Annotated in this window: 13 protein-coding genes and 1 pseudogene; 8 read left to right on the top strand and 6 right to left on the bottom strand. The window is 55.9% G+C overall.

Annotated features, from left to right (window positions below; genetic code table 11):
• From AQS70_RS23720 to AQS70_RS01780, 7 genes and pseudogenes are all read left to right on the top strand, one after another.
• A pseudogene (locus AQS70_RS23720) lies at positions 1–497 on the top strand (sugar kinase); the annotation flags it as partial.
• Position 498: 1 nt separating this feature from the next.
• The gene (locus AQS70_RS01805; RefSeq protein WP_055101230.1) at positions 499–2454 is read left to right on the top strand and encodes a hypothetical protein; all 1956 of its coding nucleotides are present in this window, start codon (positions 499–501) and stop codon (positions 2452–2454) included.
• Positions 2455–2505: 51 nt separating this feature from the next.
• Positions 2506–2766: a hypothetical protein gene (locus tag AQS70_RS01800; protein WP_055101229.1), complete on the top strand. Its 261-nt coding sequence runs from the start codon at positions 2506–2508 to the stop codon at positions 2764–2766.
• A gap of 53 nt (positions 2767–2819) precedes the next feature.
• Positions 2820–3248: a hypothetical protein gene (locus tag AQS70_RS01795; RefSeq protein WP_156354950.1), complete on the top strand. Its 429-nt coding sequence runs from the start codon at positions 2820–2822 to the stop codon at positions 3246–3248.
• 484 nt (positions 3249–3732) lie between these two features.
• Positions 3733–4941, top strand: a complete 1209-nt coding sequence (locus tag AQS70_RS01790) for a DUF6361 family protein (RefSeq protein WP_241492784.1) — start codon at positions 3733–3735, stop codon at positions 4939–4941.
• Positions 4935–6713, top strand: a complete 1779-nt coding sequence (locus AQS70_RS01785) for a phospholipase D family protein (RefSeq protein WP_055101227.1) — start codon at positions 4935–4937, stop codon at positions 6711–6713. Before AQS70_RS01790 ends, AQS70_RS01785 begins: the two co-directional genes overlap by 7 nt.
• Positions 6695–9877, top strand: coding sequence for a helicase-related protein (locus AQS70_RS01780; protein ID WP_162233862.1), 3183 nt, complete (start codon positions 6695–6697; stop codon positions 9875–9877). The genes AQS70_RS01785 and AQS70_RS01780 overlap by 19 nt, the downstream gene beginning before the upstream one ends.
• 284 nt (positions 9878–10161) lie before the next feature.
• Here the strand turns inward: AQS70_RS01780 and AQS70_RS01775 are convergent, their stop codons facing one another.
• From AQS70_RS01775 to AQS70_RS23895, 5 genes are all read right to left on the bottom strand, one after another.
• Positions 10162–11616, bottom strand: a complete 1455-nt coding sequence (locus tag AQS70_RS01775; protein WP_055101225.1) for a tyrosine-type recombinase/integrase — start codon at positions 11614–11616, stop codon at positions 10162–10164.
• A gap of 292 nt (positions 11617–11908) precedes the next feature.
• Positions 11909–13021, bottom strand: a complete 1113-nt coding sequence (locus AQS70_RS01770; RefSeq protein ID WP_055101224.1) for a phage integrase Arm DNA-binding domain-containing protein — start codon at positions 13019–13021, stop codon at positions 11909–11911.
• Positions 13021–13233: a hypothetical protein gene (locus AQS70_RS01765; RefSeq protein ID WP_055101223.1), complete on the bottom strand. Its 213-nt coding sequence runs from the start codon at positions 13231–13233 to the stop codon at positions 13021–13023. Before AQS70_RS01765 ends, AQS70_RS01770 begins: the two co-directional genes overlap by 1 nt.
• Before the next feature lie 87 nt (positions 13234–13320).
• Positions 13321–13725, bottom strand: a complete 405-nt coding sequence (locus AQS70_RS01760) for a hypothetical protein (RefSeq protein WP_055101222.1) — start codon at positions 13723–13725, stop codon at positions 13321–13323.
• Positions 13718–14428 (bottom strand): hypothetical protein, encoded by a 711-nt coding sequence (locus AQS70_RS23895; protein WP_187331761.1) that lies wholly within the window; start codon positions 14426–14428, stop codon positions 13718–13720. The genes AQS70_RS01760 and AQS70_RS23895 overlap by 8 nt, the downstream gene beginning before the upstream one ends.
• Positions 14429–14445: 17 nt before the next feature.
• Here AQS70_RS23895 and AQS70_RS23525 point away from each other — a divergent pair, with 17 nt between their 5' ends.
• Positions 14446–14637 (top strand): hypothetical protein, encoded by a 192-nt coding sequence (locus AQS70_RS23525; protein WP_156354948.1) that lies wholly within the window; start codon positions 14446–14448, stop codon positions 14635–14637.
• Here AQS70_RS23525 and AQS70_RS01750 read toward each other — a convergent pair.
• Positions 14634–14862: pyocin activator PrtN family protein (locus tag AQS70_RS01750; protein ID WP_055101221.1), on the bottom strand; the 229-nt coding region annotated here is incomplete at its 5' end. The two genes, AQS70_RS23525 and AQS70_RS01750, sit on opposite strands and share 4 nt — an antisense overlap.

The raw sequence follows: 14862 nt of genomic DNA, 5'->3' as shown, positions 1-14862 counted from the left end.
GCAAAAGGGCTATTAAAGCGCTGGCGACGGTAAGGGCGGTGGATGTCCTCAGTGATGGCAAAGCAGATATCCTGGCGACGATTATTGGTGATACTTCGTCGGACGAAACGAACCTACCTGCAGTGCCAATGACGCTTCACCCAGCTGCTGTCGCAGTCGCAGCAGCAGTTGCGGCAGGCTACTTGACTGCTGTGGCGGTGACACGGCTACGTACGTTTGAAAAGGCCGCCAGCGCTCAAGCACACTCCATGCTCCATAGCGTACATGACGCCCACGTCGGCCACTTGCGCAAACAGTTCGATGACACCATGGCTGTGGCGCGGGGCAGGATCGTTGAGGCACTGCGAACACGCTATAAAATGGATGAAGGTCTGATGCGCAAAGACCGTCTGGCCCGTGCTATGGCCGATGTGAAGTCGCTGACCAGTGACCTCCGTCATGATCTCGACGCTTCTGCCGCTGGCCTTCACGTGTTTGCCGATGGACGCAGGGTCTGAAATGACATCGAACCAGGCTGTAGAGTACTGGCACGCCTTACAGGTGCGACAGCCAGAATGGGCTCTACGTGCTTACGCGCGTATGGTTCAGACATTGAGTCGGGACGTACAGCAGCGTCTGCAACTCAGAGAGACGGCGACTGAACCGTACGTGGTGGTTTTCGGTAAAACGCAAGTAGGTAAAACCACGCTGCTGCTGGACTTAATGGGGGTTGTACCGGCCCAAATGGGCAGAATCTCAAAGGTACTGCGCGGTGGGCGCGAGGCTGGTCAGTCGGCCACCGCAACAACCATGGAGTATTGCCGCTCGACTAGCGAACGCTGGGGATTGACCCGTAAGGGCGAGACTCGTTGGCTGGTTGAGGACAGAGATATGACCCTGGCCTTGGGGGCGCTGCGTACGGAGATGGAGCGGGGCCAGTTAAAAGCTGAAGTATCTCCCTGTGTCGTTCACCTTCCTGAGAGCTGCTTCTTGGGCGGTGCCCAAGGCTCTAGCGTGCGGATACTCGACCTGCCCGGTGATAACCCTGCCAATGAAGAGGAGCAGCGACACGTTAACCTGATGGCCAAAACGTACTTGCCCTTCGCAGACCTGATCCTGTTGGTAGGCAAAGGCGATGATCTTGGTTTCTTGTGCCCCGGGGCGATCACGCTCCCGGGCATTGAAGACTGGCAATCCATGCCTTATCGATTTCGGGTTGTCACCACTTACTCGTACTTCTCGAAGTCAGTGAAAGACATACTGCGTAAAGAGCATGAGGTCGATGCGGCTCAGGTGCGTCAGCGACTGATTGAGCAGGTTGAGCGGTTTGGTAAACTCAGCGACCCTGCCCGTGAACCGCGGTTGTTCTTCCCGCTCGAGTTCGGTAACAGCTGGCATCAAGCGGAAAAGGATGACCCGTTGCTGCATTCGCGTATGGCGCCCATTATCACCGCCTTACGCAACGAATTGCTTGAGCAGATTACTAGCAGCACTACGCCCATGGGGCGCCTGAGAAGTACGCTCGATACCCATATCAGCGTGCGCTACATCCTGCATAAGAAAACTTGCGCTGTTGAAGAGACACTCCAGGCGCTTGAGTTGCGCAGAGTAGCCTTGACCACTGAGGTTCAGAATTGGGCGGTAATAGTTGAGAGATCGCACCGGCGCTTCAAAGACGTCTCCGAACTGTTGTCCAAAAAGCCTTATGAGCAGGCCGAGGCCGCTATAGCGCAGGCTACTCAGGCTTTGCTGGCTGATCCTAATGAGCGGTACAGGCCAAAGGAGGGGGGCGTAAAGAACGACCGGGAGACCCTTTACACGTTGATCAGGGAGTACGCTCGTACATTAGGCGCTATTCGTCTTGACGTTCAGCCCGGCAATTGCCCGCTCCCATACTGGCGACAGGTTCGTAGACTTTTCGAGGAGCCTGAGCAGAAAAGTGTGGATGATATTCTGAGCGCCGAGTTCTGGTCGATCCGCTCCGTACTCAGCGACTATTGGATAGACACCTACTGGTCATCTAGTAACTACCAAGAAGACCGCGCTCGCGTGCGCCGGGCCGGCACGGCAGCATTAACGAATCTGGCGGGCCTGTGGCGAGACCAATGGCTGAAGGCCCTTACGGGCACCCAGCGAGCAACGAGTCAAGAGCTTCAGCAGGTTAAGAACCAGGTGGCGCTGCATGAGGAAGAGACGCGGCTTGCCCAAGCCCGCCTTGGTGTGATTGAGCAAAGTATCGTTGAGCAGGACGCAGAGCGCACTCGTATCACACTGGACTCCAAAGAGGACCTTGAACGCTGCGAACGCTTCATCTGCCTGCTTGAGCAAGAATATAGTGCCACGCTGGATCAACAATACGCCGCTGCGCTTGCACAGAGTGACCTCAGCGACGCCTTGCTTGGGTTGTTTTCCTGCGTTGCTCTGAGTCAGCAGTACTACGAATTTCTAGCGTTCAACCAGCAGGCAGCGGGCTAAACAAAGCCTGCGAGGTATACGCGCTTAATCCAATGTTCTAGAGAATCCATTGTGAGTGATCAAATCCAGGAAAAAGAGAAAAGCCTAGCTGAATTGATGGTGAGAATTCTCAAGGAGCCGCTTAAGCCGCTGGGTGAGTCCGTAAAAGGTTTGGAGGGCGATCTTACCGACATCAAGGCAGAGATCGAACTGGTCGGTGTCCCCCTAGCTGATTGCCTAACGCAGAGTACTCTTGCAGCTAAACGTAGCAAGGACGCTGTTGAACTGCTGGGCACGTTACGCGATGAGCAGGCTGCATGGAGCCCTCCCTAGCCGACGTGGGTGAGGCACAACGGAGCGCTACAGATCTAATCGCGGCGCTGCCCATGCAGCTCAGTGAGAGCCGGACAATGTTGGATAATGCCCTCGTACAATGGGCGTCAGGGTTGAATGCTATCAATTCCACTATGGCCTCTGGTTTGAAAGCAGCTGTAGCAGAGATTAGCCAACGCTTGGAGCACCAACACAAGGCCACTCTTGCTGTGCATCAAGTCCTGTTCAATAGCATGAAAGACGCCTCACTACAGTCACAAGCGCAGTCAGACCAAAAACTGCAGGCCAGTAAGGTGCTGGTTGACACACTGTCCGACGGGCAGGCCAGAATCATCGGGGCGTTGAATCAGCATACTGGCGCCCTGACCGCCCGCCTTGATCAGAGCCAAGCCAAGCTACGTCAGCTGACGATCACTTTGGCCGTGTTTTTCGGATCGATGATGGCCTACATGGGGTATGAGCTGCTGAGTCGGTTTAGCTGATGCCTTTAGGGGTAGCCATAAAATCTATGGTCGCCCCAGCACAATGAGCCCCAAGAATGTTGGCGCCTACGCCGAATTGCCCCAGTTGCTGAGATTTCACTGACCCAGTCTGACTCCTCGCGAATCCTTGTCTGTGCTGGATTTTTGAAGGTTTGGACATGGGGCAGTCTTGCCTCGGCACGTGGGTCAATTCAGCGTCGGCGTGAACAATCAGAGCGTGAATCAAGCCGCTTGATCGTACGTAAATGCCGGATGTAGCTGACAAGGACAGTTCGCGCGTCCGTCTGCCGGTTTCGCAGGTAACGCCCGTAACTTTCAGTTTTCGACGTATTGAGCGCGTTTCACACAGCCTGGACTCATTGCGGAGGTTATGAGTTCCAAGCTCATCTGCGCATCGATGGCAATTGGCCCTATCATGCATTCATTGTGTGACTGCCCGATTGAATGTGGCTAAGTGGTTTGGATAGGACAAGGAGAGCGGAAGGTGTCAGGCAAGAGTCAATTGGGATGGGTGGACTTTTCGAGCGAAGACCGGGACCGCGTCAAACACGCTCTCAAGCAGCTGTCGGAGCCGGGGACGCTGGATGAGCTGGGCATAGGAGGGTTGCGCGATGGGTTTGCGGATCTGATGTTTCCAGGCTTTTCCACGCTGCAGACTCGAGCCAAGTATTTCGTCACTGTGCCGCGGATCATCCGCGATTATCTGCACTTGAGCCCGTCGCAGCAGCGTAAGCAGCTGGCTGCGGATTACTTGGAGGAACAGGAAGCACGGTTGTCAGAGGTGCTCAGAGAAAAGCATCAGGACGGAACCCAGACCGGCATTTCTGGATCTTCTTTGAGCAAAGGTGAGCGTGTCGCTCGACAGCCTTCGTCGATCTATTGGGTAGGCCTGAGGACCTGGAAGCTTGTCGATACTGGGGGCTCGCTCCGGCAATTTCTGCAGGCAATCGGATCGTCAGAAGCGTTTCATGGAAGCATCTATGGCGATGAAGGGGACGACAGTGATGCACACAACGTTGTCCGCAGTGTGTACCTAGATCGCTTTGTGCCTGATTGGCTGGACAAGGTCAAAATCACGCTGACGGCTTCCGAGGCACGTTTTTTAAGTGAAAAGTTCAAAGCCGGCCCCGCACTGAGCCTGCCCTGCCTACTGGAAATACAGGGGCTGCGCGAGCAGGCCCTCACCAAGACTGAGTTCCCAGCGCTGGCGGCTTGGGCCGCCGATCAGCCGTCGCTGCCTGGCCGGACCCGCGAATACGTGGCGATGGCGCAAGCGTTCAGTGAGCTGATCTACGGTGCTCACTTGCGATTCAACATAATCCTTGTCCGTAACGACTATCGCGAACATGACGCTCTGCTGGGGGACTTTGCCGAGCTATGGGGTGCATGGCGCACGCAGACTCACGCGACGCCCGCCGACATCTTCCGCTGGCTTGAACAGACTCAAGTTACGCTGGCCAGTCACACGACTCTGTTTCTAACCCGATGGGCTGAGGGTTTAATCCAGGGGGCATCAGATATCGAACTGGATAAGCTGGTGGAACATCAGGCGCGGGCAAACAAGAAGGAGCGGAGTGTGCTGAATAAACAGCTGCCCGAAGGGTTCGCTTGGCTAGGGATGGCCCGGCTGGATTATCGCTGGAGGCAGGTTCGAACCGTGCTGAAAGATATTCAGGAGGGCGTGGCATGCTGAATCCGCACGCTGATCGCCTGGACTATGGCGACAAACTCAAAGCCCCGGAAGGGTTCACGTTAAGCCATGCCATCGCGACGACCTACACCCTAGATCTTGAGACGCTCTTGTGTCTGCCGTTGGCGCTGTCGTTCAACTGCCCGCCGGAGGGTGATTTACAGACCGATAAGCTGGCGCTGCTGGAAGCGATCAGCCAGTTGAAGGGCAAGGTGAAGGTTTTCTTTCAGCAGGGCTGCATCAAACTTCCGCGCCACTTCAACCTGCTGTTTTCGTTGCTCGAACCGTTATTGGCGCCCCAGGTTCCCGGCGATGCGTTCAGCTCGTTCCACCCCAAGTTCTGGCTGTTGCGATTCACCAGTCCGACAAAGGCGGTGCGGTACCGGTTGTTGGTGCAGTCGCGGAATCTGACGTTCGACCGCAGTTGGGACCTTGCAGTCGCTCTGGAAGGGGAACCCACGAGCGCACGCAGTGAAGACAACGATGGACTTGTGGCACTGCTGAAGGCGCTGGCCGCCGGTGCGGAGGACCTGCGTGCCGGACTGGAGCTTTTTGTCAAGGAGCTGCCTCGGGTGGCCTGGGACAAGCCTGCCGGATTCAACGCGCTGAAGACCTTGCCTGAAAAGCCAGGGAAGTTGCCGCTGTCATTGGGTACCGCTGCCAGCACGGTAATGGTGATGTCACCGTTTCTCCATCACGAAGCGCTCGACCTGGTCAAGCAGGCTGGTGCGCGGCACTGGCTGTTCAGCCGCGCAGAAGAGCTCGACCGTATAGGTGAATGCCAGCTGCAGGATTGGGAGTGCTTCGCGCTCAATCCTTGCCTGATCGAGGGCGAGGATGAGCTCACCGCAGCCCGTCCCCAGAATCTGCATGCCAAGCTGGTGCTGCTGCAGGAGGGCGCCGTCAGTCATTGGCATATCGGTTCGGCGAATGTCACCAAGGCAGCCCTTGGCGCTGTGGGAGCGGCGCCGCGCAATACCGAGTTCATGCTGCGACTGTCGAGCAAAAGTGGCCAGCAGTCCGTCGACCAGCTCCGCACAGAACTGGTAGGACGTGAGCAAGAGCCGACAGGTATTTTCATCCCTCATCGTTTCAGCCCAGCGTCGATCACGGATGATCATCAGACGGAAGCATGGATGCGCAGACTCCAGCACAACCTGATCCAGGCAGACTGGTATCTGCAGGCCCGTGCCGAGGCCAACGGGACTTACACCTGTGTCATTGAATGCCCGCCGCCACTCCTGGAGCAACATGGCGATTGGGTGATCGAGGTGCAGCCGCTGGTCAGAGGCAAGCCGCTGAGTCTGGCTTCTCGTATGGTTTGGGAAGACCTGAATCTGACCCAGGTCAGTGCATTCGTTATTCTCAGAGTGATACCGGTGTCATCACCTCCCGTCGAACTGATGATCAAGGTCCGTCTTGAAATCGATGGTGGCGATACGCGAGAGCAGAAAATCACGACGACGCTGATTGATAGCCCGCACAAGCTGCTTGCTTATATTCAGATGCTGTTGCATCCAGGCCACGCGTATACGGCGGATACCGGCATGACGAGGGAGGGCGGTCCCGGGGCGGACGCTGATGCCGACTTCAGCCAGATGTTCGGCGGGCCGCTGCACGAGGCTCTCTTGCGTTGTGCTGCCCGACAGCCTGAAAAGCTGCAGCGCATCGACGCCATTCTGACCCGGCTCAGCGACACTGAACATCTGGTCCCTTCTGAGCTGTCCGTCTTATGGGCGCAGTACCAGCAGCTTGCATGGAAGAAGAAAGCATGACTCGATTTGTATCGGATCGCGACAACGTCGATCTAGCCCTGCAGATGACTTGGAGCAGGCTCAAGGATTTCCAGCGTGCGACAGTCGAGCGCATTGCCGAACAGTTCAAAGACCCGCAGCACAGCCGTCGGGTGCTGGTTGCCGACGAAGTCGGGTTAGGAAAGACCGTCGTCGCGAAAGGACTGATCGTGTCGATGCTGCGCGACTGGCATCGACGCGAACCGCTACGTGTCACCTATATCTGTTCCAACTTGAGTCTGGCCGCTGAGAACCTGGCCAAGCTTGCCGTGTTTCCAGCAGGCAGCGGCTGGATTCGACAGCCGTCTTACGCACGCCTCGCGCAAGTCGCGGTGTGCCAGCCCGAGCAGCACGGTGCATTGCTGGAAATTTGCACCCTGACGCCAGCCACATCGTTTTCGCTGACCCAGGGAACAGGAAACCGGCAGGAGAGGGGCATTATCCTTGCGGCGTTGCTTCAGCACCCGCAGCTTCGAGGTTTTCGCCACAGTTTGACGGCGCTGTTCCAGGACCGAGTGCAATGTGCTGACAGCTGGCAGGCGGAGCGGGATCAGATAGAACAGCAAGGACTGGTGAAGGAGATCGTTGCCAGCTTTCACGCAGCGATCATTTTCGTGTCGAACGACGCGACGCCCTCATTGCTGGAACGACTGCGCAGCACTGCCGGTCTGCGTGCGGAACGTCACCGTGGCGTCAAACGCGAGCTGATGCGCGATTTGCGCGTGACGTTCGCCCGATGCTGCGCTACGCACCTCCGGGCGGATCTGTTCATTCTCGACGAGTTTCAGCGCTTCGAAAGCCTACTCGATCTGCAGGAAAACGAACAGTCCCTGATCGCACGGGAGATATTCAGTCGCGAGCGCGAAAGCAATGTCTTGATGCTCTCGGCCACTCCGTTCAAAGCCATGAGCACCGTGGATGACGATGAGAACGATGACGGCCATCTGGAGAAACTCAACCAGATCCTCGCGTTTTTGAATTTGTCGCCACTCGATGCTTACGAACCTGCACGCAAGAAACTGCAGGCTGCGCTGCTGTGTCTGCGACGCGACTGCATCGATGGCGAAGCGCTGGACGATGCGCCTCGCCGAGAAGTGGAGCGATTGCTTCGCCCACTGATTTGCCGCACGGAGCGAAGCCAGATCGCTCGGGATGTGGACAGCCTGGTCGACGGGATACCCCCGCAAGACTTGCCACAATTGCGCGCCGATGATATCCGCACTTATATCGAGCTGGACCGGCTGGCGCTCGTTCTGGAAGCTGACAGCTCACTGCGCGTCTCCAGTCAGATCATGAGCTTTTTCAAGTCGGCAGCCTGGCCGCTGTCTTTCAGTACCGGTTACAAAGTGCAAGAAGTGCTGCAACGCCGCTTCGAGCGATCTCCGGCGCTGTTCAAGCAGTTGACTGCGAACAAAAACCTCTGGTTATCACGCGAGCGGATCCGCAAGTTCACGCTGGATGTCGCCCGCGAGGCACCCAATCCGCAGGTTCGCTGGTTAGCCAGTCACTTGTTTGGAGACGGGCGTAAAGCCGGTCCGGAAATGCTACTTTGGCTACCGCCTAGTTGGCCGCACTATCGACTCAGAGGCTTTTTTGCCGGTCACGAGCAACTCAGCAAGACGTTACTGTTTTCCTCCTGGACGATGGTGCCGAGGATGGTGGGCGGGCTGATGAGCTACGAGGCGGAACGGCGAGTCCAGCAGCATCTCACGGACAAATCGGAGTACTTCAACAAGCGCCGTGCCGGTGTCAGCGAAGACGACCAGAACCGTCATCTGCAACAACGTCGCGCGGTGATCAAACTCGACAGCGGGGACGTTGCCAACTGGTCGCTGATTTATCCTGCCCGCTGCCTGACTGACATTCCGATAGCGCGTACTTCAGTCCCACTGGAGAGCCGCCTTGACGAACTCATCCGGCACTTCACAAGGAGTCTAGCGTCATTGCGCGTCTGCAATCAGGGCGCTCAGAACAGCCACTACTGGTATCTGTTCGCCCCAATGCTGCTGGATCAGGCGCACGAGGGATGGACCGCCACATGGTTTGAAGCCATGTTGGACGTCGGCAATCTCTCCGACGGAGCGCGGTTGCGCGTTCGCGAAATATCCCGTCGTTTCAACCAACTGGATGAACTGGGCGCAATGCCTGAAGACCTTCCTCAGTACCTTGCCAGGCTGGCTGTGGGATCGCCGGCGGTGAGCGCCTACCGCGTGCTGCGCCAGCTGTATCCCGGTCCTTGCCTGATAGGAGCCGCCAGTCGGGTCGCTCTGGGATTTGTCAGTCTATTCAACAGCGTCACGGGCGGTGCGATCGCCCGGCGGCTCGACCCGCTGCATCCTTGGCGAGGCATCGTGAGGTACTGCGCCGATGGCGGCATACAGGCGATGCTTGAGGAGTACTGTTACCTACTTGCACCCGACAAGTTGCTGGATGATGTGGTGACTACGCTCGAAAGCGTTCTTCGCACGACACCGTCGAATGTGAAAGTCTGGAAGGTTGACAGGGAAAAAGACGACACTCACCTGAGATGTCATTATGCCGTGCAACTGGGCGCTCAGAAAACCACGGATGAAGCGGGCCAGACACGAATCATCAATATACGTGAAAGCTTCAATTCGCCGTTTCGGCCGTTCGTTCTCGCATCAACTTCCATTGGTCAGGAAGGCCTGGATTTTCATTGGTACTGCAGCGAAGTCGTGCATTGGAATTTGCCGAATAACCCGATAGATCTGGAACAGCGGGAAGGGCGGGTCAATCGCTACCAGTCGCTGGTGGTCCGGCGTCGAGTGGTGCAAGCGGTGGCGGAGTACGACAGCGCGCCCGAAAACTGGAAGGCGTTGTTTACATCTGTCGAAAGCCCCACCTGGGGAACTGATCTGGTGCCCTATTGGCATTATCCCGAAGGTGACGCGAAGATCCGCCGCTTGATTCCGAGACTTGCCTTCAGCGAAGAAGCACGCCGCTATCCGAACATGCAAAAAGTCCTATCGCTTTACCGTCTAGCATTCGGTCAACCAGGGCAAAGCGAGCTGCTAGAGCACTTGAAGAGCTTGAATCTGGGTGACGAAGCGCTTGAGCACATAAAAAGTCAGTTGTTGATCCGGTTAGCGCCTGTTCTGTACCGGAGGGAGCGGTCACGTACTTGATGCCTGGGCTGTGGCAGGAGGGGCTGGGCGTGCCGCGAAACACTGACACAAACACTAGTTCCCTGCGCAGAACATCGACAAAAACAGCCCGACCGGAGGATTGTTGCTTCACGTAACGGCGGCGAAGTTCGCCGACCTCTTGGCGCTGTACCGGCTAGAGAATATTTTCGGTGGAGCCGGGCTGCCGATGGCACGCCCTACACTGGCACAGTGAGTTGGACAACGGTTCCACTTCTCACGGGGTCGTCATTCGCTGATGACGACGCAACACTGAAGACGCCAACTTAAGACGGCGGTAAATAACTATTCGCGGTATATGCAGGAAACGACAACATCGACTCGGTCGGTGTGTGCTCGTAGGTTGCGGACAAGACTTCACTGAGACGATCGCCCAACAGATTCCAGGCACGTTTCTTCTCTTCGGCATAGTCGTGATGCAGGTAGTGGCGTCTCACCCGCGAGCCAGCCAGCACGTGGTTTTGACAGCGATCGATAACATCCAAGCTAACGCCCAAGGCCTGCATCATGGTCGCGCCCGTGCGGCGCAGGTCATGCGGCGTCCAGTCGCCGTTTTGGCCGTCGGCAAGGACCAGCGTGTCGTCGTGACGCCTTCTTGAGAGGGACTTGCGGTTTTTGAACCGGGCCTGGCGATCGCCGACCTGTTTACTCACTACCTTTAAGTCCACATGCCCGTCATCCTGCTTGTTCGGAAAGCACCACTGGGAGTCTCCCGTCAGGGTCTTGAGCTCCTGAAAGAAATGCAAGGCGAAGGGGGAGAGGAAGACATGGTGGTCCTGTTTCTTGCCGCGGGTGCCTTTGACGTTTTCGCTGGGAAGGAACCAGATCTGCTGGTCCAGATCGACATTTTTCCATTCGGCCTGCAGCAACTCGCCTATCCGACACAGGGTGCCCAGACTGATCCAGAGCGCGAGTTGGGTTTCCTTCTTTAACGGCCGTATGCCGTCGTATTTTTGCCCAGCGGGCAGAGCGTTGTAATCGGCGGTCATTTGCTGGAAGCGGTTGTGCAGTTCCAACAGCTCAGCCGGGGAAAGGATGCGGCTTCTTTCCGCTTCGTAGTTGGCAGGGATCAATGGGGAGATGTCGACCAGCTCAGTCGGATCGCCCTCGATCAATAAGGCCCGCCAGGGCTGACGCTTTCTGGCCCAGCTGAACATCTGAGTGAGGTCGGCGAAGAAACTGATGGCTTGCCGGTGAGCGCCGCGGTTGATCACGGCCCGGATCAGCGTCCGAACATCGTGTTCGGAGACGCTGCTCACCGCGGTCTTGCCGAGTGCCGGAAAAAGGTCCTTGTTAAAACGGCGCTGCAATTCAGCATTGCCATCCTTGCGCGCCACGCCATCCAACAGCCACGCCTTGGCCAGATCCTGGACGATCAGCGTTTTCACCTTCGTCGTTTTTACTAGTTCAGCCTCTACGTTAGCAGCGGCGTATGCCTGCGCCTTGGCGGTTTTCTTTTGCTCGTTGGGATTGATCTGCTCATCAATGAGCGCCCTGGCCTGATTACGCGCCTTGCGGATGTCTGTCAGGGATTTGCGCGGCCAGGTTCCGCAGGCGTACTCTTTGTTCTGGTCGCCCCAGCGATAACGATAGAAAAAGCTGACCGACACACCGTCCTTGCGGACTGAGATTCGACCGGCCAGATTGCCGTCCTCCCGGAGGATGCGGCCCGCATCGTTGGCAGTCAGTGACTCGAGTTCTTTGATGGTGATTTTGGCCATGAAACGGACTCCCCCTACTTTTACCCCCACAAAAACGTCGGCTCTTGATGGACGTTACTGGACTCTCGTAGAGCAGAACACCGCTGGAGCTCAAGTAAATACTAGCTTAGAAAGATCCAGAGTGAAATTTTGGAGTCTTTCAAGAAGTATGAAAAAGGAGATGGGGTGCTAGGGGTCGAGTGTTCGAATCACTCCGTCCCGACCATATTCTGTAAGGGAATCAAGGGTTTAGACCTTTGATTCCCTTTCTCGTTTCTGCCTTGTGCAAAACTGGCGCAAAATGCGCGCAAAACTAACCGGTAATTTCGCTAATATTCAGGTCTGGAATAGCATCCGACCAGATCACATCGGCGTGGTCCTTCTGGTAGTTTTTGGTCATGGTCTCGCTTGCATGGCCCGCAATGGTCTGGCCATCTTTACCGGCTCTTTTGTACAGGTGTAGCGACAACGCTCGCACTTCGTGGAAGCCCGGCATTTCCTCTTCTTTCCAATCCGCATAACAGCCAGCAAGTTCCCGCGCCTCTTTAAAAGAGCGCGTTAGAAAGCGATCCTCAACCTTGGTCCAGTGCTCTTTGGTCTGCGCCTGCTTCTGTAACAGTCGTTGTGGCTTACGATGGATCAAGAAGGGTGAGGCGACGTTATCTCTGCAGCGGGTTATGACGGCCTGTAACTCGTCAGTCACCTTGAAACGAATCCACGCAGTATCACTGGCTTTCGCAGTTTTCTTTTGTACCAAGTACAGGAAGCCATCCCGAACACCGTCAAAACGCATATCGAGAATGTCAGAGCGACGCTGGGCTGTGATCAGCGCCAAGTCGATGGCATTGCGTAGCCAAGCCGGTGCTACTTCCCTGATCGCTTTCAAGCCTTCCACTGTATGGCGTTTACGTTGTTTTTTCTCGATACGGTTGATGGTGCTTGATGCCGGGTTGTCCGGGCATAAGCCTTTGGACGCGGCATGATTGAAAATGTCCACCAGCAGAGCGCGACTTTGATTGGCGCTCCTTGGGGTCAGTGTGTCCAGCAACTCGGCAACCATGCGAATGGTTATTTGATCGACGCCTTTGCCTTCAAAATGCTTTCGGAAGCGTCTGAAGTGAACGGCGTACAGTCCGAGCGTACCCTTGGCCAGCTCGCGGGGAGGCAATATCTCGGTTTCGTATTTGTCCAAAAAACCTGCAAATGAGCCAGATGCATTGCCCATGACTGAGCGGACCAGATCGGCACCTTGCATGAAGGCCAGATTGAGCTGTTTTGCGGCATCTATTGCCCTGATCCGATCGGTGCCGAATTGAAACCATTTACCGTCGCTGGGGCGGCGGTAGCGGTAGGTTGAGCGCCGTGGATCAAAGTACAGGTTCTGCGGCAGATGCTTGTTTGCACTATTGCGTGGCCGTGGAGCCATCAGGCAACTCCTTTCAACACCATAGCGACTAGGTCGTTGCCGTCGGCTATGTTCAGTGCGTTCCAGTCGACATACCAGAGTGAGCCTATCTGCTCGCCCGGTAGCTTTCCGTTGCGGATGTAATTGCGGATGGCTTGTGAGCAGAGTGGTGTCCCGTTCTCACCCCAACGGCGGCGTTGGTATTCACTAATTTTGATCAGTTCTTTGCGCATAGACAAATCCATCCCAGCTGCGAGTCTGTGGCTTTTGTTTTAGGACGCTTGCATATTTGTCCGGCGAGAGTTTCGCCTTTGAGGTAACTATTCCTCATCGAAACTACTGCCTTCAACTTGTGCGTCCTCGTCACCGATGTTTCGCTCGATAGCATCGGATGCCAAAACAAAGGTGTTCTCAAGCAGATCTGCATATTTTCTGAGCATCGCTATGGTGCTTTTTGCTTCAGAGGCACAGGGGTGGCTGAACGCGCATCGCCCTTCGTCTATGCGTTTTTGGATCAGGTCGTGAACATCAATGTAAAAATCTGCTTCGAAATCTGCAGGGCTTTTAAATGCGTCATCAGTCAGCCAAGCATGTGGAATTGAAACCTCTATGTAAGCACCTATATCCGGATAGAGTCCGTCGACGAGCTCGAACCCGGGTGTCTTCATGAGATAGGCACCTTCACTCAGTTTTTTTTGTCGTTGGTACACTTTCTGACTAGCCATCTATCGGCTCCAAGTTCTGATCCTTTGTGAATAGAGCTAGGTCAGTTCTTTCGTGTAAGCCTTGCTGGACTTGGGTGTCATTGCTGTAACTGTGCTGCCACTCAAGGAGTAGTGAACTCAGATCGGCTAAACGCGCAAGGGTAGTCTCTTGTTCCTTTTGTAAGCCGAGCACGTGGTGCTCATAGGACTGAGCGACTGATCTCCAATACTCAATTTCGCCTGTATCGGTTCGGGTATAGAGCGGCAGTTTGTATTTTGATACCTCGCCTGCGCGAACGACGGCATGCCGATCCGATCCTCCTTGCAAATACTCAATGTCCCTTGGTGCGATATAGCAAACCGGCAGTGGATAAGAATGTGGATCGCCGCTAGGTGGATGTTCGGCATCTACCCATTGGAATAAAGCAGCATGGATAAGTCCTGCGGTTTTTCTCCCTACACCTGGTATCTGCATAAGTCTAGCAATCGACCCATGCTGGTTTAGTGTTAATAGAAAAGGGATATACCCTAAGGCAGGCTGGGCGGGCGGGCGATTTGTAGCGTTCAGCGGGGCATCAGTGTGTGCTGCCTCGCGCAGCTTTTCGTGGGATGTAAGCACCTCTTCAGTGGCTTGAAAGGCTTTAGTAATGCCTGCTGCTGCGCAGCAGAGACTGTTTTTTACAGGCGCGGCGATCCCGCTGGTGTTGCAGAGCAAAGCGGGCAAGGGTAGGCGCTGGGTCCGTGAGTGTGTCATACCGCTTTTCTCCGGGGGCGGGGTTTGGGTTGATGCCTGCGGCCATCGGCCTGGCCGTTGCAGTAGCCGATCCAATACAGCAGGGCCGCGCTGCATATCAAAAAGATCAGCGCGCTGATCTGGATAGAAGTCATGTGGTGTACTCCTGGTGTGCGCTGGTGGTGGCAGCGCTGGGCTAGTCGTCTTTATCCGGTGTATCGCTTGGTGGTTTGGCTAGTTCCTCGTCGGCCTTGTAGGCGCGGATGTCGATTAGCGCGGCGACGTGACGGATATGCGCGAACTTTGGCGCTTTACGGCTGCTATGCAGCATGGTGACGGGCAATTGAATACGGCCGCTCAGTATTTCCGCTGCAAACGACTGCTCGTTTAGATGGCGGAAGTCCTGCCCGCGCCCCCTGTCGCGG

This window comes from Pseudomonas endophytica (assembly GCF_001411475.1).
In the GTDB taxonomy this organism is placed as follows: domain Bacteria; phylum Pseudomonadota; class Gammaproteobacteria; order Pseudomonadales; family Pseudomonadaceae; genus Aquipseudomonas; species Aquipseudomonas endophytica.
This window is presented reverse-complemented; position numbering and strand designations above follow the sequence as displayed.